The following is an 18,968-nucleotide window of genomic DNA, read 5'->3' on the forward strand; positions in this document are numbered from 1 at the left end:
CTTCCATCAGACTTGCCGGTCTTCGAGGGAACCTACGTCCGGATTCTTTTACACCGCGGCAGGGACACGACCCACCGTCGTGCGGCTTATTGTGGTAGCAGACGGCTATCCATTCACGAAGTAGTGCCTCCAACTCGTCGATGAAGAAGAAGGCCTCTCGTTCTGGAGCGGCGCCGCGGGAGTACACATCAGGGCCCTTGTAGCCAGGCAGCTCCTGCAAGAACCTTTGACGGACGGTCAGAAAGAACCGCTCCACGGGGCCTTTGTCGTACGCGACACGCACACGTGCGGGTTGGATCGAGATGCCAAGTTGCCGGCAGGTGCTCGCCACTTGCTCTGAGACGTAGATCTTGCCGTGATCAACGACCAGTGTCTCCGGCACGATTGCGGGCGCCGCCGCGAACACGCTTTTGCAGTGAAGCGCTTCGTCTTCGACCAGCACTGATCGTGGCACACCGTGCGGTGGCCACACGGCCTCAGCGGGCCAGTCCGCACCGGCCGGCGCTGGGCGAAATGATTGATAAAGGACTGCAGCGACATCGATCGACTTCGTCGTCGGGCTCAATCGCATACCGGTGATGCACCGCGAGTACCAGTCCATCGACACGGTGAGTTCCACACCTACCCATTTCAGGGTGTGTGGATCCATGGCGTACACGTCAAGCGGTGTGGTGTCCATCAGCAGGTACTCGCCCGGCCGGGAAGGGTGCAACTGTCCGTACGGCCGATCCGGGCGGGCCGCGATGTCACGGATGCGCTTGGTGCTCGGCCGAAACAGTGGTTGGGTCAGCTCAAGCCGTCGCAAGATTCGATACGCCGTAGCTGGTGAGGGCAACCGCACGACACCCTTACCGTAGGTGGCGTTCAATCGTGCTTCGGCGTGGTTGATGATCAGGTCCATCGTCGGCTTCGACAAGTCCGTGTATTCGCGCATGATGTCTGATGCGGTCTGTTCGAATAACGCGAACTTGTTGCTGCCCAGAGCAGAATGAATCGCCTTCGCCGACAGCAATCCGACCTCGCCCTCGGCTTCATAGGCGCTAACCCAGCGCTCGATCGTACGCCGTCCGATGCCCAGCTCGTTCGCCTTGACGGCGAGACGTTTCATCCGCGGATTGGCGCTTTTGTAAGCAGACCGCGGTTCGTGCGGTAGCGCCGTTGCAGCGGAACCGGATCGATAACCCGTCACAACCTCGCGCACGTGTGCTGCGCGATCACGTGCATCGCAGCGCGCTTGCTCGGACACCGCGGCCCATTTAACCGATGGCGGGTATTCGGTGGAGCCGGTGATTTCGATGTCGAGGTCGTCGCTCAAGAGACGGCATCTCTGAGAGGGTCTCACTTCATCGAGCGCGAAACGGTGCACCGTGTCCCGTCGCAGCTCTCTCGCAAGGACCTCCGGCATGCCGGCGACCGGATGCATCTCGATGACTTCCAGGACCTCCCCGTCATAGATGAATTGCGTGCCCACACCTATGCGCACAGCGGCGGGCTTCACGATGCCCACTCAAGCACTGTTGATCGTTCAAGCCGAACATCTAGGTTTACCTCGAGCTCGTGGCGCCACAGCATGCTCAGCAACGCCGAACGGACCAGTGGTCGCGGGTGTCCCTCGATGAGCTTTTCAGCCTCGTCGATGGATCGACCGGCGAGATCTGCCCGCCGACAACGCAATTCAGCTAGAACGTCCTGGTTTATGAGCCACTCGCGCCGATAGCCCGCCAGGAAACGCACGTTGGCGAGGCGCACGGCGACCGGCTCATTCACCACCAAGTAGGACCAGCCCAACGATTCGACGATGTCCTTCGTCCACGCGCACAACCTCACGATCCGTGGATTAGTCACCCTTTCGGAGCGCACGACGTCCACCACAACCGGTCCTTCGTCGCTGTCCCAAAGGTAATCCAAAATGTGGCGCCGTTCCTGCCCGTCGACCTCGGCGGTCAATCGAAAAGGCTGCGCCACAATGCGATGCACAGTCACATCAAAATCCGCCAGGATAAGGTTCGCCAGCTCGAGGCGCGACTCGTAAATGACGTGATCGCGCTCAGTCGCCGACCAATACGTGCCCGAGTAGTGACGCTGCCCGAAATACCAGCGGAACGTGCGCCACGGCGCTGCGCGAAACAATGCTGCCGGCGACACCTCACCAGCCGGCACACACCGTTGCTCCCCCGCCGCAGACCGATACGCAACGGCCGCGGAACTCAAATCAACCCTGACTGATTCCGACATCACCACACCACGCGGTTAACCGCGACACCCCAGCGTCTCACCTTCTGCGGGTTTTGGCGCGAAAACAGTGTTAATAAGCGCGGTGCACCAACTAGCGCGACTAACTACTTTCTCAACTTCATGACGGATTCGCCAAGCGTTCGCCATTCCTGTGAGAAGTTCGCCATGCAAAATGAGAACCTACAGCGGCGGGGGAACTTTCCAGTTGCTGGCGTGAAACATGTTGCGCCCTCTGGCCATCCGATTGTCACCGGCCGGGCCGCTACCTGCAAGGCGCCCGGCCTCTGCGTTGCCGCGGGCCGGTGGCTCGTGAACGTTTCCCCGAGCCGCTCGCTGAGGCTCGCTGGGAAAACTTCACGCCCGGGCCTTGCACTCCACGGCCCTCTGGCCGGTTTAAATCGTGAATGCCAGAGTGACGAAAAGAATGGCAGCAATGACAACAAAATGACATGCAAGTAGGTGCTGCCAGTGGGCGTGTATCGCCTGACCGCCTGGGGCTGGGTTAATGACGGAATGGGATAGAAAGGGATTTAATAAGTGCATATGTGCGTCATTTACCGCCAAGTCGCGTGTACCGAGAATCAGCGTGAATCCCCGGTGCAGTTGCCTGGCCCGCAGCCTCGCCTTCCTGCCTGGCGAGAGGTACGAAATGCGCGGTCTGACAGCAGGTATGGCCTGCGTTCATCTCGGCGACCGTCGCAGGGAGGGGGAGGTTATGCCCGGCGTCCAATCGTTGTGGAGAACAATCCACAATTGCCTGGATTTCTTTTGCGCGACTATGGCATAGGGCCACTCACGACAGTAATATTTGATTATCGAAACGCAGCACCAGCCATTTACGAAGGAGGCGACTAATGTCTCAAATCACGGTTTACACGAAACCGGCCTGCGTCCAATGCACCGCTACATTCAAGGCGCTCGACAATCAGGGCATCAAATACCAGAAAATCGATGTCACTGAAAATCCCGAGGCCCGCGAATACGTGATGAGCCTGGGATACCTGGGCGCGCCCGTCGTCTACGTCTCCCCCACGGAGCACTGGTCGGGTTTCCGTCCGGATCGCGTCGCCCGCTTGACCGCCGCCTAGACCCGTTGATTGGAAAGGACCCACCCGATGTACACCGACGCCGCCCTCGAGCAAGCAGTCGCCGAGTTCGCCGAACTGGACAGCATTGAGCGCATCGCGGAAACGCGAAGCCACTTACTCAACCATTTGGCCGACGCCGTGAAGGCCCTGCAACAGGCCGCAGACAGTTTGGACCGGTTGCGCGGTAACACCATCTACGACGTCGAGTTCGTCGACGGCCGCGACGGCCGCGATGTCGCCACCTTCCTCGACGACAGCATTCGCCACACCCGCGCGGCCTACGCCGTGGTGCACACGGTCATCGACAAGGAGACTCCGTGATGGCCAGCCCAGCGCAGACCCGGTGCCCCGGAAGCGCTTTGGACCAGGTGCGGGATGCTCTGCAGGTGGCCGGGCAGACCATCCGGCCGCGCGGCGGTGACGCCTTTATGGCCAGCTGCCCCCTGCACACCGACCACTCCCCCTCACTGTCGGTGGGGTGGCGCGACAACACCCGCGCCGGGGCAGGCGGAGCGGTGCTGCTGCACTGCTTTAGCTGCCAGGCCCCTGCTGCCGAGATCGCCGGTGCTCTCGGTCTGCGCCTGGCCGATCTGTTCGACAACCCCGCTCCCACAACCCGTCACAGCGCGACCCGCGCTGCACAACCGAAGGCGCCCCGCCGAGCTCGCGGATTAGGGCCGTTGCCCGCGCGGATCACCGCGTCCCGCGAACACGTCGAGCACCGGTGGCGCAGGGTCCGGGTCTACACCTACCTGACCCTGTCCGACGAACCAGTGCAGCAGGTCATTCGCGAAGAATGCACATGCACCGGGCGCCCCCACAAGCAGTTCCGGCAGCGCTACCGTGACGGGCGCCAATGGGTATATCGCAAGCCGCACGGATTCACCCCGGTGCTCTACCGCCCCAATGCAATTCAGCACGCGGCCAAGACCGGCGCATGGGTGTGGGTCACCGAAGGTGAGAAGGACGCCGACACCCTGACCGCGCTGGGTCGCTTGGCCACCACCAACGCCCAAGGGGCCGCCAACTTCCCCGCCGAGCTCATCGACGCATTCGCCGGAGTCAACGTCGCCATCGTGGCCGACCGGGATCTCGCCGGATATCAACGCGCGATCAACCTGCATGAACGCCTGCAGGGCAGGGCCGCCCAGGTGGTCCTCCTCACGCCGGCCATCGAGGTCGACAAAGCCGACGTCACTGATCACGTCAACTCCGGCCTGTGGGAGCGCAGCGACCTCTTCGGCGGTTTCACGATCATCACTCCGGCCGAGCTATACGCCTTGGCCGCGGCCGCCAAGGCCCGCTGGGCCGCCGATCGTTTCGACACCGCTCTGCAGGAGGCCCGAGCCCACCATGACCGGCGCGGCCTGGTGCACGGCAGCGCCCGCAACGCGGCACGCTGGCTCGCCGAAGCCGCCGCCCAGCTGCGCGCAGTGCAGGACACCCACGACGAGCTTCAGCACCACAGCAACCAGCACCGCTCACCCGTGGCAGGTCGTGCAGCAGAGGCCGTCGAAACGCTTCTACAGCGGCTCATCGTCGACTACCGGCGCAGTACCCGTCGCCCACCAACTCACCCCGATTTCAAGGAGTCTGCATGACAACGCGTTTCGAGATCGCCATTACCAACCGCGCGGCCGCAGCCATCGCCGCCGCCGCCGGCCGGCCTGGGCCCGCGGCCAACACCGCCCGTGCCTGGATCGACAGCATGACCGCGCGCGCGCAACTGCGCTCCGAACGCCGCGTGCGCCACACGCGGGCCGCCTAGAACCTGAAAGGTGACCGACCCATGCGCACCACAACCCACCGATCCGCCGCAACCGTCGCCAGCCTGGCCGCCGCCGCAGCGCTGGCACTGACCAGCTCGCCCTCGTCACACGCCGCCCTGACCGTCGTCAGCCCCGGCGACGAGGTCGACTACATCAACCCCGGCGGGCGCAACCAGTTCTGCACGATCGGATACGTCTACACCGGCGCAGACATGCACACCTACGCCATCACCGCCGGACACTGCCGCGCCGACTCGAGAGCAGGGTATGCGCGTGACAAGCGCAACGGGCTCACCGGAGACTTCGTGCGCAGCGTGTTCGAACCTCCCCGCAGCGGCGGCGCGGACTATGCACTGATCGACTTCAGCACGAACTCATTGGCGTCGGCCTTCATCACCGACCACCGCATGCCCTTCATCGATGGCTACCCCGAGCCCCAAATCGGCGAGACCGTCTGCCGTATGGGAGTTTCCAGCGGTCAGCAATGCGGCCAGATCACCGCCAGCCAAGGCGAAGATCAATACCTGACTACCGGGATGCCGCCGAGCATCCCCGGTGATTCCGGAGGCCCGGTCTGGACGTCAACCGCCCACGGATTCCCGCAAATTATCGGGATCTGGCTGGGAGAAAAGACGACAGCGGCAGGGCAAGAGTATGGTCGCTTCGCGTCGCTATCGAGCGGCCTCCGAGCCCTCAACGCACCTGGCCGTCTTGGTCAGAACTCCAGCAGCCCCGAGTAGTCGGCGCGAGGATAGGACACATCGCACACCATTGTGGGCGGTGACCAGTGACCGTTGACCAGCCAGTCGATCACCGGCGCCGGGGCGCGTTGCGTTTCCACCAGCTCCTGCAACACTGCCGCTTCAACTGCTGTTTCGATCACCGTCTCAGGCTACCTGCGTCGCGGCCGCCGCCGCGACCTTAGTCGCGCCGCAATCTGACGCCAATCCTCCGGCAGGCAGGGCTCGGCATCCGTTCGCGTTTTCCGGTCACGGTGTCGGCGGTCGCGCCCCGCGCGACCGCCGACGCGGCCCCTGCGGGGCCGAAACGCGTAGCCCCTCACCTTCTTTAGCCGTCAGCGGGGTGCTCACGGTAAGCGGCCGGGGGCCCGACCGGTCAACCCACGCCCACCCCGAACTACGCAGGCCGAGTGACCTTTTCGACCCTATGCCAGCTCGCCGAAAGGCGCTGCGCGCCGGCGAGCGCGGGCCGAAAACCCTGCTCCGCTCGGGCCGGACTCTTCGGGGTTGACCGCCCACCCTCACCCGCTTGCCCGCACCCCAGCGCCGACCGGCGCACGTCATCACCATTCCAGAACGGAGCACACCATCATGACCACATTCCCAGCCGCGACCCACGTCATCCCGGCAGGACTGATCACCCACACCACGGTGTCTGTCAAAGGGCAGCTCGACCCCGACATCAGTGTTCACCACGCCCGCACCCCCGATGCCCGAATCGGGATAACCGCCGAGGGCATCCACATGAGCCTCTACAACTGCCAAACTGCCCAGGGCCTCCTCGAGGCATTTGTCGCCGCCCGTGGCCACATGATCCACGTGCCCGCCGAGATCCCCGCCGGCGCGCCGCCCGCAGACGGACCAGCCGCACGCGCGGTGATCGCCATCGAATGGACCCGCGCGCCGGCCTATGCCGTCGTCGCGCAATCCGCGCTCAACAGGCTGAAAACTGCCAAGGTCCACTGGGTGGATGTCTACACCGGTCCGATCACCTGGCAGTTGCGCGACCGCACGGCGATCCTGTCAATGATCGACTCCCTCAGGCGGGTCCACCAAGTCGCAATCGCCGTCTTCGCCGACGGTGAGCAACACAAAGCCGATCCCGCAGCCGCGGACTATCACGCGGCCTAACCCGCGCGCCCGGCCAGCTCCCAGCAGATGGGGGTTGGCCGGGCCGCTGATGCACCCGAACTCACCAACCCCGACGGAAGGAACCACGGTGAGCGACTCAGAGTACTGGGAACAATGGTGCGGCTCGACCGTCCAGTCCGAGCAACGCATCAAACGTCACGCAAAGATCCGTTACGTCAACGGGATTCGTTGGATTACCTATCCCGACGAGATCAAGGGCGTCAAGGTCATCGTCGATATGCCCTTCAACGCTTCCACCAAATCCTGCGACCAAGGCCGCCACGACGACTGCCCACATCGCCTCGGCGGACCCCAAGAGGGCGGGGTGACGTTAAAGGTGTCCCTTCCCGGTTTCACCTGGAGGTGTGGTTGCCCATGTCACACCGATCCATTCCGGGCGGGCCGGCTGTTCTGACCTCAGCAGAATCTCCGGGGCCCGGCCAGCTCCCCAGTCACTAGGGGCTTGGCCGGGCCCCTTTTTCTTCCGGCTGCCCCAGCGGGTGGCGGCGCGCCCCGCGCGACCGCCCAATCGGCCCCTACGGGGCCGAAATCCGTAGCCCCTCAACTTCTTTAGCCGTCAGCAGGGTGCTCACAGTAAGCGGCCGGGGGCCCGACCGGTCAACCCACGCCCACCCCGGGGACCGCCGTACCGAGTGACTGTTGGCGGCCCTATGCCAGCTCGCCGAAAGGCGCTGCGCGCCGGCGAGCGCGGGCCGCAAACCCGGCGCCCACCCGGGTCGGACTCTTCGGGGTTGACCGCCCACCCTCACCCGCTTGCCCGCACCCCAGCGCTGACCAGCGCACCACTCATTTACAGAACGGAGCATCATCATGTGCTACAACCGCATCGCGATCCTGGGTCATCTTCGTACCGAGCTCGTCGACGGCAGTTGCAACCCTAGCCGCGGCCTCGCCGAGCTCAGCGCCCCTCTGTTGGTCGACGACAGCTTTACCACCCTGCTGTACAAGATCGCCGACGGCCGTCCTCTGCGCGCCGCCCTCTTGTGGAGCCGCATCGGCGACCACCTCAGCGGACAGTCTCGTATCGAAGCCCTCACCTTGGCTGCGGTCTTCGCGCTCAAAGGCGGTAACCCTGGCATCTGCGCCTCGCTGATCAACCGCGTCGACGTCGCGGTCCGTCGCGACCACACCGGTACCCCCGCCATGATCGACGTTCTCAAGCTTGACCACCGCGTCCAAGAGCACTTGCCCCATCCCGTCGCGTGAAGCCCAACACTCTTCCTGGGGCCCGGCCAGCTCCCCATCACCAGGGGTTGGCCGGGCCCCCCTTTTTCTTCCGGTGAAGTTGGGGTGGCGGCGGCGCGCCCCGCGCGACCGCCCAAGCGGCCCCTACGGGGCCGAAATCCGTAGCCACTCACCCTTCTTAGCCGTCAGCAGGGTGCTCACAGTAAGCGGCCGGGGGCCCGACCGGTCAACCCACCCCACCCCGAACTACGCAGGCCGAGTGACCTTTTCGGCCCTATGCCAGCTCGCCGCAAGGCGCTGCGCGCCGGCGAGCGCGGGCCGAAAACCCTGCTCCGCCCGGGCCGGACTCTTCGGGGTTGACCGCCCACCCTCACCCGCTTGCCCGCACCCCAGCGCCGACCGGCGCACATCATCGCCATTCCAGAACGGAGCACACCATGACCGCAGTTATCGACCCGTGGGCCATCAGCGAACACGACGAAGCCCAATCCCTGACCTCATATGGCGACGCCGGCCAGGGCTCGCACGATCAGGAAGCCGAAATCGACGAACTCGCCGTCGTCCAGGTCGCCGAGGATGGACTCCGGTTACGGTTGCGCGGAGCCGAACGCGATGAAGCAGTGCGCCGCATGCACGGACGCGTCGAGCTGGACCTGATCGCCTGGCGCCTCTACACCACCACGCGCACCGTGCACCGCGTCGCAGCGCGTCTCGGCCTGACCGACCACCACACCACCCGTCGTGAACTGGCCACTACAGCGGCGGGCGGCTAGTGCCGAAAACACCCTCTCCGGGGCCCGGCCAGCTCCCCAGTCACTAGGGGGTTGGCTGGGCCCCCCTTTTTCTTCCGGTTGCGGTGGCGGCGGCGCGCCCCGCGCGCCCGCCGCATTGGCCACCTCACGGTGGCCACCGGGTTGGTAGCCCCTCACCTTTAAGCCGTCAGCAGGGGTCGCAGTCTAATCGGCCGGGGGCCCGACCGGTCAACCCACGCCCACCCCGAACTACGCAGGCCGAGTGACCTTTTCGGCCCTATGCCAGCTCGCCCAAGGCGCTGCGCGCCGGCGAGCGCGGGCCAAAAACCCTGCTGCGTTCGGCGCGGACTCTTCGGGGTTGACCGCCCACCCTCACCCGATTAACCGCTCCCCCAGCGCTGACCGGCGCACCACTCAGCACACAGAACGGAGAACACATCATGGACCACGAATTCGACCTCGCTTTCAACCTCGTCGACGAGGCCGCAGGCCGCATCCAGCACCAGCAGTACGGCATCACCCGAATCCAGTTTCACAACCACGGTGACGCCGAACTCACCACCGTCCACGACTACACCCGCGAGGACGGCCACCGCCTGGTCCTGATCGCCACCGACACCCACGGCCAGATGGCCGCCGTCGAAGCGACCGCACCGGACCTCAACACCAAGCCGCACACCCGCATTCTCAAAGTCCGCGTCGGCGACCTCACCTTCCACGCAGTCCCCGGCCATGACTGGTGCTACCGCGCCACCCACGCCGGCCACACCTACACCCTGGCCGCCGGAATCGGTGACCAGCCGATGTGGACCGTCGCACTGGACACCAACCCGCCCCTCGCCCACGAGGACCTCGAAACCGCGCTCGCCGACATCGCCGCCGCCCACCCGGTAGCGGCCTAACCCGTCGCCCAGCGGGGCCGGGCCGGCGTCCCACAGTCCGACGTCGGCCCGGCCCCTCCCATTTCCAGAAAGGACTCACCCTCATGACCGAAATCGACTACGCGCTCGCATGGGACTTCATCGACCCCGCCGACGGCAAGCCCCGCCAGCTGCGCTTCCGGCGAAACTTCGCCCCCCGCAACGATCCACGCATCTTCGACGGAACCGGACAACTCGTCGCCGTCGTGGCAGATGCAGACCGCGCCGACAACGGAGACGAAATCGCCATCAGCCGCCCCGGCGTGCTATTCGACGACGTCGAAACCGCACTCGAGGGATGGCACGACTGGGCCACCCTCTACGTCGACGACAACGACATCGACCGCACCATCAACCTCGGCGCCATCCGCGAACGTATCCGCGCGGCGGGCCTGACCTGACTCCCGCGGCGCCCGGGCCCGGCCAGCTCCCCAATTACACGGGGTTGGCCGGGCCCCCCTTTTTCTTCCGTCCGGTGAAGTTGGGGTGGCGGCGGCGCTGCCCGCGCGCCCCCCAAACGGCCCCTGCGGGGCCGAAATCCGTAGCCACTCACCCTTCTTAGCCGTCAGCAGGGTGCTCACAGTAAGCGGCCGGGGGCCCGACCGGTCAACCCACGCCCACCCCGAACTACGCAGGCCGAGTGACCTTTTCGGCCCTATGCCAGCTCGCCGAAAGGCGCTGCGCGCCGGCGAGCGCGGGCCGCAAACCCGGCGCCCACCCGGGCCGGACTCTTCGGGGTTGACCGCCCACCCTCACCCGCTTGCCCGCACCCCAGCGCTGACCAGCGCACTTCATCACGATCCGAAACGGAGAAAACATCATGAGCGCATACGTCGTCGAGGCCGAACAGATCAATGTCCTGCTGTGGGCCGGCCGCTACGGATTTCGCCGGCCCTGCGGCAACCTCACCTGGGTCTACGACAACCCGATCCGGGTCAACCAACTCACCGACGACAACCTCGACCAGGTCGGGCAGATGCTCGTCGACGCCAACACCGCCTCAGTCAATCACTGCTACTTCGACAACCCCGTCCATGAGCCCTACGAGTACCGCTACAGCCGGCCGCTGCACACCAGCTGGTCGGTCGTCGAAGTCCTCAAGGCGTTGCAGTGCTACGAATACCAGGCCAGCGACCCCAAGGACTGGCCAACCTCCGAGGCCTACGCGTTCTGCCGCGAACTGCAGAACATGTTGATCCAAGCACTCCACGGCTATGACCCCGCCCCGTGGAGCATTACCCGCACCAGCCTGCCCGCCGCCTACCGCCGCAGCGCCTAACCCGCTGTCCGCCAACACGAAAGGAGCTGTCCCGTGATCATCAACGGCACCATATCCCGCACCCTCAGTGGCGGCCGAGACGTCGATATCCCCTTCTTCATCGACACCACCACCGGCACTTACAGCCAGTGGGGACACGACACGATGACCCTCGGCGAGAACGTCGACCTGCTCGAGGCACTGCGCGATACCGCCTGCGAGATCACCTAACCGCCACCCATCTCGGGGCCCGGCCAGCTCCCCAAGTACACGGGGTTGGCTGGGCCCCCCTTTTTCTTCCGGTTGCGGTGGCGGCGGCGCGCCCCGCGTGCCCGCCGCATTGGCCACCTCACGGTGGCCACCGGGTTGGTAGCCCCTCACCTTTAAGCCGTCAGCAGGGGTCGCAGTCTAATCGGCCGGGGGCCCGACCGGTCAACCCACGCCCACCCCGAACTACGCAGGCCGAGTGACCTTTTCGGCCCTATGCCAGCTCGCCCAAGGCGCTGCGCGCCGGCGAGCGCGGGCCAAAAACCCTGCTGCGTTCGGCGCGGACTCTTCGGGGTTGACCGCCCACCCTCACCCGATTAACCGCTCCCCCAGCGCTGACCGGCGCACCACTCAGCACACAGAACGGAGAACACATCATGCCCACAACCACTTTGCGTACCGAAGCAGACATCGTTGCGGCTGCCGCGGCGCTGCTGGGCTTCGCCCCCACCAATAGCATTGTGGCCTACATGCTGCACCGCGATCCCACCGGCGACATGGTCGTGCGCACCGCGATTCGCTTCGACGTCACCATCTCAGTCCAACAAGCCGCCCGCTTCCCGGCCACCGTCAACCTGCAGCCTGCGACCAGCCACGCCGCCGTGCTCCTGGCGATCTGCGACCACACCCACGAATGGCACGCCCTCACCATCATCAACGCCCTGCGCGCGGCTCTGCGCGCCGCCGGTATCCCCGTACTGCGCAGCATCATGACCCCCGATGTCACCACCGAGGGCCAGTGGTACGACCCCGACAGCGGCGCCACCGGTCCCACCTACCCCTACACAGACTCACTCGTCACCGCCCACCGCGTCCTTGGCGGTGACCGAGTCACCCCCGCCCGCAGCGACATCGAAGCCGAATTCGCCTACCTGCCCCCCGCCCCACCAATGGCACTTGGTGATCACGGCGCGCTCGTCATCCAGGTCGCCCAAGAGGTCGCCGACGCCCTGCAAGGCCAACCGATCAACCGCAACCTGCCCACCCGCGCCGGCATCGCCATCACCACCGACGTCGGCGTGCGCGATGCCATGATCGCCGCGGCAGCCGAACACACCGACACCGCCGCCTACCTCTGGACCCACATCGCCCGCCGCCTGCGAGGCCAGCCACGCGCCCAAGCGCTCACCATCGCCGCCGCCTGCTATTGCTTTCTGGGCGACACCATTCGGGCCGGCATCGCCGCACAAGCGGCTCTCACTGAGGCCGAAACCACCCAGACCCCGCCGCCGCGGCTGGCTCTCATGCTGCTCACTGCCCTGCACTCTGGCATAGCGCCCGAACAAATTCGCCGCGCCATCATCGAAGCCACCAACAGCGACTAACCGCCACCGTCCACCGGGCCCGGCCAGCCCTAATTACACGGGGTTGGCCGGGCCCCCCTTTTTCTTCCGGCTGCGGCGTTAGCGGCGCGCCCCGCGCGACCGCCCAAGCGGCCCCTACGGGGCCGAAATCCGTAGCCCCTCACCTTCTTCTAGCCGTCAGCGGGTGTCCAGTCTGACCGGCAGGGACCCCGTCGCTGTCAACCCACGCCCGGCGGGCTCGCCCGTTCTCCGCTCCCGCCGGCCTAGCCGGCCAGGCTCTCGCTGCGCCCGGGCGGCACCGGCGGCATTTCTCGGCCCTACGCCAGCTCGCCCCAAGCGCTGCGCGCCGGGCTCGCCGGGCCGAAAATCCGCCTCCTGCTGATCCGCCGGCCTCTTCGGGGTTGACAGCGCCACCCCGCCGGTCCCCCTACACCCAGCGCTGATCGGCGCGAACCAACACCGTTTCTACGAAAGGAACAACTCTCATGGCACACGAACTCGACTCCACCGATGGACAGGTCTCCTTCGCCAACTCCCGCTCCGACGCCTGGCATCGCCTCGGTCAATCGGTCGGGCACGCGATGACCGCCGCCGAGGCACTGCGGGCCGCGCACCTGGCCGGCTGGAACGTCCGCAAGATGCCCCTGCAGGTTCCCCAAGAACCCGTCCTCGACGACACCGGCGTCACCACCCCAGCGCCCCTGGCGGTGCCCGACTTCTACGCGACCGTGCGCACCAACCCCATCAACGGCCGCCTTGACGTTCTCGGGGTCGTCGGCAGCAAGTACGAGCCTGTCCAAAACGAGGCCTCCTGCGACCTGCTCGACGCATTGGTGGATCAAAGCGGCGGCGCGCACTTCGAGACCGCCGGCGCCCTGCGCGGCGGACGGGAAACGTTCGTCACCATGAAACTGCCCAGCAGTATGGTCTTCGACGGCAAAGACGGCACCAAGGACCGCACCGACTTCTACCTCGCGGCGCTCAATTCACACGACGGCAGTTCAGCCTTCAGATTCATCGTGTCCCCGGTACGCATCGTGTGCGCCAACACACAAAGTGCGGCCATCGCCTCGGCCAAGGCCAGCTTATCCATCCGCCACACCGGCGGTGCGCGGGCCTCGATCGCCGAAGCCCGTAACGCCCTCAAGCTCAGCTGGCGTTACATCGAAGCATTCGAAGCCGAGGCCGCCGCGCTCTACGCCGCACCGATGGACACCGAACAGATGCGGTCCTTCGCCAACACACTGCTCGAGGTCGACTCGGCCAGCACCGCCGCCACCCGGCGCCACCGCCGCGAACGCGCCAGCGGGATCGTCAAGCTGTGGACGTCCTCACCCACCATCACACCCATCGCGGGCACCCGATGGGCGGCCTACAACGCCGTCACTGAATACCTGGACCACGTCGTGCCAGTCCGCGGCGCCAGAACCGCCCACGACGCCAGCACGGCCCGCGCGCTGCGGACCGTCACCGCGGCCGCCGGCAGCGGCGCGCTCAAGGCGCACGCGTTCCGTCTCCTGCAAACCCTGTAGCCGCCCGCCGGCGGCAACCCCGGGGCCCGGCCAACACCTGCATCCGCGGGGTTGGCCGGGCCCCCCTTTTTCTTCCGCAGTGCCCCTGCCGCCGTTGCATACGCCACCGCTCGCCAGCCCGTCGCCAGCAACGCGCTCCGCGCGCGCCGCACTCCGGGCGCTCGCGACAAACAGCTCCCAATCCGTTCCGCCCGGCAATGCCCGCCGACACCTACCCGCCACACGCCCATCGCTGACACTGCATTGGGCTCTCGCAGCGCTGCGTTCCACGCGCCGCACTGCGCATCACCAGGATCCTCCTACGACAGACTCCGCCACCCCGTCGACAGGCACAATGCCGTTACCGCCCATGCGCTCACCACAGGGTCGGGTCGGTCGACCCCAGCAGCGCCGCCTCGACGGCTTCGGCGTCCCACCCATGGCGCACCGCTTCGCGCAGCGCCACTGCCCGCGCGCGGCGCGCTTTAATCCCGTGATCGCCGCGGCGAACGACCACCCGGCCGCCGCCGCGCCGAGCGCGCGCCATCATCTGCATGTTGTCGCGTTGCGAGCCGCCGATGATGTGCAGCAGACCGATCTGGCCCCGCCGGCTCACTCGAACGCACGCCGGGTTATCACAACCATGCAGTGCGCGCACCCACGGCTCCAACGCTCGCCCCTGCAAGGCCGCGGCGAGCGCATAACGGTTGGCCCGGACCATGATCCGCGCGCCGCCACGGCGCACCCAAAAGCGCCCGTACCCATCCGCGCCGATCGCCGAACACCAGATCGCACAGTCCTCCGCACCCGGGCCGCGAACAACGTTCGCCTCGAACCGCAACAACTCCTCGACATGCGCCCGCGGATCGACCACCAACCGTAGCGGTTGCGAAACCCCCATAACTCCCACTGCTTTCGGCTCCAGCGACCCCAAGTCGCCTGTCGCCGCCATCATCTCAGCGCACACCGACACCGCGACCGAACCTGCACTAGGCCCGCGCTGACACCGGCTCTCCCACGCGCCCATCCGCGTACGCACCCGCGCCGCTAAGCCCATTGGCCGCCAGACTCTGCGCAGCCGACGCCCGCGCCGTTCCCTCACCAACGCCCACGGACGCCTGGACCGGCTCAGCCACCGCCTCAGGTGATTCGACCTCGCGGATCAACTCGCGCACCGCTTTCTCGCTAACCCCGGCCATGCGTGCAATCTCGCGCAGCGTCTCCCCGCGGTCACGCATCGACCGCAGCGCCAGGCCGCACTGCCGGCGCTGAACCGCGCGCCGCTGCGCGGCCTGCTCGACCAACACCTGCTGACGCCCGGCCAACCACACATCGACCGCCTCGGCCCGATCGCGCGCGTCGAAAAACGCCGCGAGATCCTCGACGTTGGCCTTCGTGCGTCGGATGACTTCTTCCTGCGCCGCGGCCGCCGCTTCGCGCGCCGCCCGCCGGGCTCCCTTGCTGACCGCCTTGTTTCCCATCCATCACACGCTAAAGCCCGCAAAACCCTTACGCCGCACCCGGACACAAAAATCTCACCACTGCCCCCGCTCCCCATGCCCGGACCCGACCACTCACCACACCAGCCCACCGGCACTTAGGCCAACCTAACTACCACCACTCACTGAACATCACACCTCTTGCACTCAGGGTGACGATTCGGTAACGGCGGTTTGTGAGAGCACCTCCCGGGCATCATCTTGTCGGTCGCGGGCGTCGCGTAACGCCCGAGGCGATGTGAGAGTTGAACCGTGGTGATGTCGCGGTGATGGGCTTACACAAGCTGACCGCCGGAGACGGGTACATGTACCTGATACGGCAAGTCGCGGCCGCCGATGCCACCGAGCGCGGTCGCCCCAGCCTCAGCGACTACTACAGCACCAAAGGTGAATCCCCCGGCGTGTGGATGGGCGGTGGTCTGGCCGCACTCGGCCAGCCCGTCTCACGCGACCCCTCTGACCCGATCGTCGCCGACCTATGGGCAGTGGCGGCGGGATCTCAGGTCAGCGAAGACCAAATGAAAGCCCTATTCGGGGAAGGCTTGCACCCCAACGCCGATCGAATCACCAAGCATCTGACCGGCATTGGCCTGGGCCAATCCGGGGCGCTTGCTGCCGCACGGCTGGGTCGCCCGTTTGCCGTCCACGACACCGAAAACCAGTTCGTCACCCGGTTGCGCCAGGCCTACCGCGACTACAACATCACGGTCGGCAGCGGTGAACACGACAGCATCGCCGCCGACGTGCGGGCCCGGATCCGCACCGCGCTCGGGCGCGAGATGTTCACCGAGAAGCACGCTCGCCCGCCCGCCGATGACCGGGAACTGTCGGGATTCATCGCACGCAATTCACGAGCAGCCACCACCGCAGTGGCCGGCTACGACCTGACCTTCACCCCGGTCAAATCCGTCTCAGCGTTATGGGCGATCGCGCCGACACCGATCGCTCGCGCGATCGAGGAATGCCACCGCCAGGCCGTAGCCGACACGCTGCGATTCCTCGAAGAACACGCCGCGTTTTCCCGCATGGGCGCCCACGGTGTTGCTCAGGTCAACACCACCGGATTGATCGCCGCCGCCTTCGATCACCGCGACAGCCGCGCCGGAGATCCCAACCTGCACACCCACCTGGTGATCAGCAACAAAGTGCAAGCGATCGCCGCCGACGGCGTCCCGCGCTGGCTGGCCTTAGACGGCACCCCCCTGCACCACGCCACGGTCGCGGCCTCGGAGTTGTACAACACCCGCCTCGAAGCCCTGACAATCGCGAAACTGGGCGTCGACTTCGCCGAAACCGCGGCCAAACCCGGCAAACGGCCGGTGCGCGAAATCGTCGGCATCCCCGCCGAACTAATAGAGAAATACTCCTCACGCAGCGCGGCGATCGACCACCGCGTGGGCCAGCTGGCCAAGCAATTCCACACCACCCACGGGCGTGAACCCACCGTGGTCGAGATGCTCGCACTGTCCCAGCAGGCCACCTTGGAAACACGCCAAGCCAAGCACGAACCACGCTCGCTGGCCGAGCAGCGCCACGCCTGGCGCGTGGCTGCCGTCGAAGTGCTCGGCAGCCAACGAGCCCTCACGGCCATGGTCGCCGACGTCACCAACCAAAGCCCGTCCCAACAAGTCGCCATCACCGATCAATGGGTCGACGAGCAGGCCGCCGCCGTGATCGCCACCGTCTCAGAGAACCGAGCCACCTGGACGGTCAACCACGTACGCGCTCAAGCCCAACGCGCCCTGCGTTACGCCAACCACCCGGGCGGACCCGACCTGGTGAACCGCATCGTCGCCAGCGCGCTCGCCGCGCACAGCATCACCTTGAGCAGCCACGCCGACACGGAAAAAAACGAGCCAGCGCCGCTGCTGCGGCGCGACGGTTCCAGCGTCTACACCCGCCATGACACCACCGTCTACACCAGTGCGGCCATCATGGCGGCGGAGCGGCGCATCCTGGCCGCAGCCACCCTGCGCAACGGGCGCGCCGTCGATGACACCAGCATCGGTTTAGCGCTGGCCGAAACACATGCCAACCACGGCCTGGAACTCAACCAAGGACAAGCCGCCATGGTGCGCGACATGGCCACCTCCGGAGCCCGCCTGCAGCTCGCACTCGCCCCCGCCGGCACCGGCAAAACCACCGCCATGACCGCCCTGGCTGCTGCCTGGCGCAACAGTGGCGGCACCGTCATCGGGTTGGCACCCACCGCCGGCGCGGCCGAAGTCCTGGCCCAAGACCTCGCCTCCCCCACCGACACCATCGCCAAACTCATCCAGCTCGCCGACACCGGCCACGGCAGCCCCGCCGCCGCCGATGACCCCGCTCGCACGTGGTTCGACCGCATCGGATCAGACACCCTGCTCATCGTCGACGAAGCCGGCATGGCCTCGACCGCAGACCTCGACACCCTCATCGCCCACGCCCTTGCCCGCGGGGCCAGCGTGCGCCTCATCGGCGACGACCAACAACTGGCCTCGGTCTCGGCCGGCGGTGTCCTGCGCGACCTGGCCGAGCGCCACGACACCGTCACCCTGAGCACCGTCGTGCGCTTCACCCACCCCGAAACCGGCAAGGCCGAAGCCGCCGCCAGCCTGGCGATGCGCGCCGGAGATCCCGCCGGAATCGGCTTCTACATCGACCACCACCGCGTCCACGTCGGCGCCGATGCCACCGCCGCCGACCTGGCCTACACCGCGTGGGCCGCCGACCGCGCCGCCGGGCGTGACTCCATCCTGCTCGCCCCCACCAATGATCTGGTCGCCCAACTCAACGAACGGGCCCGCCTCGACCGGCTCACCCACACCCCCAACTCCCCGGCCAGCAACCCCCACGATCCCCACTCGGCGGCCACCGTCACCCTCGCCGACGGGCTAACCGCCTCTGCCGGCGACTGGGTCGCCACCCGCAAAAACGCCCGCTGGCTACGCACCACCACCCACGGCGCCTGGGTCAAAAACGGCCACCGCTGGATCATCCGCACCGTGCACGACGACGGCTCGATCACCGTCGTCCCCCTGCGCGGTCCGGCCACCCCCGTGCGCCTCCCCGCCCGCTACGTCACCACCTACACCACGCTGGGATACGCCAGCACCATCAACGCCGCCCAAGGCATGACCGCCGGCGGCCGCGACACCGAAGGAACCTGCCACATTGTCGGCTCCGACCGCCTCTCACGCCAACAGCTCTACGTCGCGCTCACCCGCGGCCGCACCGAAAACCATCTCTACGTCTCGACCGCCGAAGCCGACCCGCACCGCATCCTGACCCCCATCCTGGGACGCCACC

General features: G+C 66.5%; 21 protein-coding genes. 16 read left to right on the plus strand and 5 right to left on the minus strand.

Translation table 11 applies throughout. The features are described 5' to 3' along the window. The coding region (locus AWC17_RS18330; RefSeq protein ID WP_244193503.1) for a helix-turn-helix domain-containing protein at positions 1-1,507 on the minus strand (1,507 nt) is incomplete at its 3' end. Continuing rightward, complete coding sequence (locus AWC17_RS18335) at positions 1,495-2,160, minus strand: TnsA-like heteromeric transposase endonuclease subunit (RefSeq protein WP_224112302.1); 666 nt, start codon at positions 2,158-2,160, stop codon at positions 1,495-1,497. The genes AWC17_RS18330 and AWC17_RS18335, both read right to left, overlap by 13 nt. Before the next feature lie 929 nt (positions 2,161-3,089). On the opposite strand from AWC17_RS18335, the gene nrdH reads away from it, so the two are divergent. The 5 genes from nrdH to AWC17_RS18355 are packed head-to-tail and all read left to right on the plus strand — an operon-like array spanning position 3,090 to position 5,832. After that, complete coding sequence (gene nrdH, locus AWC17_RS18340; RefSeq protein ID WP_047323403.1) at positions 3,090-3,323, plus strand: glutaredoxin-like protein NrdH; 234 nt, start codon at positions 3,090-3,092, stop codon at positions 3,321-3,323. Between the two features lie 27 nt (positions 3,324-3,350). Next, positions 3,351-3,644 carry a hypothetical protein gene (locus tag AWC17_RS18345; RefSeq protein ID WP_052955321.1) on the plus strand — a complete coding sequence of 98 codons (294 nt, stop codon included), beginning with the start codon at positions 3,351-3,353 and terminating at the stop codon, positions 3,642-3,644. Continuing rightward, a complete protein-coding gene (locus tag AWC17_RS18350; RefSeq protein WP_047323402.1) occupies positions 3,644-4,924 on the plus strand; it encodes a toprim domain-containing protein in 1,281 nt (426 codons plus the stop codon). The genes AWC17_RS18345 and AWC17_RS18350 overlap by 1 nt, the downstream gene beginning before the upstream one ends. Further along, positions 4,921-5,091: an amidohydrolase gene (locus AWC17_RS32130; protein ID WP_089150878.1), complete on the plus strand. Its 171-nt coding sequence runs from the start codon at positions 4,921-4,923 to the stop codon at positions 5,089-5,091. The genes AWC17_RS18350 and AWC17_RS32130 overlap by 4 nt, the downstream gene beginning before the upstream one ends. Before the next feature lie 21 nt (positions 5,092-5,112). Then, on the plus strand, positions 5,113-5,832 hold the full coding sequence (locus AWC17_RS18355) for a chymotrypsin family serine protease (protein WP_047323401.1): 720 nt from the start codon (positions 5,113-5,115) through the stop codon (positions 5,830-5,832). On the opposite strand, the gene AWC17_RS32765 is transcribed toward AWC17_RS18355, so the two are convergent. After that, complete coding sequence (locus AWC17_RS32765) at positions 5,808-5,975, minus strand: hypothetical protein (RefSeq protein ID WP_156181200.1); 168 nt, start codon at positions 5,973-5,975, stop codon at positions 5,808-5,810. The genes AWC17_RS18355 and AWC17_RS32765 overlap by 25 nt on opposite strands. A 448-nt stretch (positions 5,976-6,423) precedes the next feature. Between AWC17_RS32765 and AWC17_RS18360 the strand changes: the two genes are divergently transcribed. The 10 genes from AWC17_RS18360 to AWC17_RS18400 all read left to right on the plus strand — a co-directional run bounded on the left by AWC17_RS18360 (position 6,424) and on the right by AWC17_RS18400 (position 14,202). Then, positions 6,424-6,963 carry a hypothetical protein gene (locus AWC17_RS18360; RefSeq protein WP_047323400.1) on the plus strand — a complete coding sequence of 180 codons (540 nt, stop codon included), beginning with the start codon at positions 6,424-6,426 and terminating at the stop codon, positions 6,961-6,963. Between the two features lie 88 nt (positions 6,964-7,051). After that, on the plus strand, positions 7,052-7,378 hold the full coding sequence (locus AWC17_RS18365; protein ID WP_141224678.1) for a hypothetical protein: 327 nt from the start codon (positions 7,052-7,054) through the stop codon (positions 7,376-7,378). A 416-nt stretch (positions 7,379-7,794) separates the two neighbouring features. Next, positions 7,795-8,190, plus strand: coding sequence for a hypothetical protein (locus AWC17_RS18370; RefSeq protein ID WP_047323398.1), 396 nt, complete (start codon positions 7,795-7,797; stop codon positions 8,188-8,190). A 416-nt stretch (positions 8,191-8,606) separates the two neighbouring features. After that, positions 8,607-8,942: a hypothetical protein gene (locus AWC17_RS18375; protein ID WP_047323397.1), complete on the plus strand. Its 336-nt coding sequence runs from the start codon at positions 8,607-8,609 to the stop codon at positions 8,940-8,942. Positions 8,943-9,361: 419 nt separating this feature from the next. Next, positions 9,362-9,823 (plus strand): hypothetical protein, encoded by a 462-nt coding sequence (locus AWC17_RS18380; protein WP_047323396.1) that lies wholly within the window; start codon positions 9,362-9,364, stop codon positions 9,821-9,823. An 83-nt stretch (positions 9,824-9,906) separates the two neighbouring features. Continuing rightward, positions 9,907-10,242: a hypothetical protein gene (locus AWC17_RS18385; protein WP_047323395.1), complete on the plus strand. Its 336-nt coding sequence runs from the start codon at positions 9,907-9,909 to the stop codon at positions 10,240-10,242. 419 nt (positions 10,243-10,661) lie between these two features. After that, entirely contained in the window at positions 10,662-11,120 is a 459-nt protein-coding gene (locus tag AWC17_RS18390; protein ID WP_047323394.1) for a hypothetical protein, read from the plus strand. A gap of 33 nt (positions 11,121-11,153) precedes the next feature. Further along, the gene (locus AWC17_RS32770) at positions 11,154-11,330 is read left to right on the plus strand and encodes a hypothetical protein (protein ID WP_156181198.1); all 177 of its coding nucleotides are present in this window, start codon (positions 11,154-11,156) and stop codon (positions 11,328-11,330) included. A 413-nt stretch (positions 11,331-11,743) separates the two neighbouring features. Further along, a complete protein-coding gene (locus AWC17_RS18395) occupies positions 11,744-12,691 on the plus strand; it encodes a DUF4192 family protein (protein ID WP_047323393.1) in 948 nt (315 codons plus the stop codon). 464 nt (positions 12,692-13,155) lie between these two features. Further along, entirely contained in the window at positions 13,156-14,202 is a 1,047-nt protein-coding gene (locus AWC17_RS18400) for a DUF932 domain-containing protein (RefSeq protein WP_047323392.1), read from the plus strand. Positions 14,203-14,557: 355 nt separating this feature from the next. On the opposite strand, the gene AWC17_RS18405 is transcribed toward AWC17_RS18400, so the two are convergent. Both AWC17_RS18405 and AWC17_RS18410 read right to left on the minus strand, forming a co-directional pair. Beyond that, a complete protein-coding gene (locus AWC17_RS18405; RefSeq protein WP_047323391.1) occupies positions 14,558-15,082 on the minus strand; it encodes a hypothetical protein in 525 nt (174 codons plus the stop codon). Between the two features lie 88 nt (positions 15,083-15,170). After that, the gene (locus AWC17_RS18410) at positions 15,171-15,662 is read right to left on the minus strand and encodes a hypothetical protein (protein WP_074021723.1); all 492 of its coding nucleotides are present in this window, start codon (positions 15,660-15,662) and stop codon (positions 15,171-15,173) included. 263 nt (positions 15,663-15,925) lie between these two features. Here AWC17_RS18410 and mobF point away from each other — a divergent pair. Beyond that, a partial coding sequence (gene mobF / locus AWC17_RS18415) for a MobF family relaxase (RefSeq protein ID WP_167385598.1) occupies positions 15,926-18,968 on the plus strand: 3,043 nt, incomplete at its 3' end.

Source organism: Mycobacterium nebraskense (genome assembly GCF_002102255.1).
GTDB classification, from domain to species: Bacteria; Actinomycetota; Actinomycetes; order Mycobacteriales; family Mycobacteriaceae; genus Mycobacterium; species Mycobacterium nebraskense.

What these genes read in the sequence shown, in the direction of transcription:
- nrdH (WP_047323403.1), top strand. Translation starts at nt 3,090, where the DNA reads ATGTCTCAAATCACGGTTTACACGAAACCGGCCTGCGTCCAATGCACC.
- AWC17_RS18345 (WP_052955321.1), top strand. Translation starts at nt 3,351, where the DNA reads ATGTACACCGACGCCGCCCTCGAGCAAGCAGTCGCCGAGTTCGCCGAA.
- AWC17_RS18350 (WP_047323402.1), top strand. Translation starts at nt 3,644, where the DNA reads ATGGCCAGCCCAGCGCAGACCCGGTGCCCCGGAAGCGCTTTGGACCAG.
- AWC17_RS32130 (WP_089150878.1), top strand. Translation starts at nt 4,921, where the DNA reads ATGACAACGCGTTTCGAGATCGCCATTACCAACCGCGCGGCCGCAGCC.
- AWC17_RS18355 (WP_047323401.1), top strand. Translation starts at nt 5,113, where the DNA reads ATGCGCACCACAACCCACCGATCCGCCGCAACCGTCGCCAGCCTGGCC.
- AWC17_RS18360 (WP_047323400.1), top strand. Translation starts at nt 6,424, where the DNA reads ATGACCACATTCCCAGCCGCGACCCACGTCATCCCGGCAGGACTGATC.
- AWC17_RS18370 (WP_047323398.1), top strand. Translation starts at nt 7,795, where the DNA reads ATGTGCTACAACCGCATCGCGATCCTGGGTCATCTTCGTACCGAGCTC.
- AWC17_RS18375 (WP_047323397.1), top strand. Translation starts at nt 8,607, where the DNA reads ATGACCGCAGTTATCGACCCGTGGGCCATCAGCGAACACGACGAAGCC.
- AWC17_RS18380 (WP_047323396.1), top strand. Translation starts at nt 9,362, where the DNA reads ATGGACCACGAATTCGACCTCGCTTTCAACCTCGTCGACGAGGCCGCA.
- AWC17_RS18385 (WP_047323395.1), top strand. Translation starts at nt 9,907, where the DNA reads ATGACCGAAATCGACTACGCGCTCGCATGGGACTTCATCGACCCCGCC.
- AWC17_RS18390 (WP_047323394.1), top strand. Translation starts at nt 10,662, where the DNA reads ATGAGCGCATACGTCGTCGAGGCCGAACAGATCAATGTCCTGCTGTGG.
- AWC17_RS18395 (WP_047323393.1), top strand. Translation starts at nt 11,744, where the DNA reads ATGCCCACAACCACTTTGCGTACCGAAGCAGACATCGTTGCGGCTGCC.
- AWC17_RS18400 (WP_047323392.1), top strand. Translation starts at nt 13,156, where the DNA reads ATGGCACACGAACTCGACTCCACCGATGGACAGGTCTCCTTCGCCAAC.
- AWC17_RS18405 (WP_047323391.1), bottom strand. Translation starts at nt 15,082, where the DNA reads ATGGGGGTTTCGCAACCGCTACGGTTGGTGGTCGATCCGCGGGCGCAT.
- AWC17_RS18410 (WP_074021723.1), bottom strand. Translation starts at nt 15,662, where the DNA reads ATGGGAAACAAGGCGGTCAGCAAGGGAGCCCGGCGGGCGGCGCGCGAA.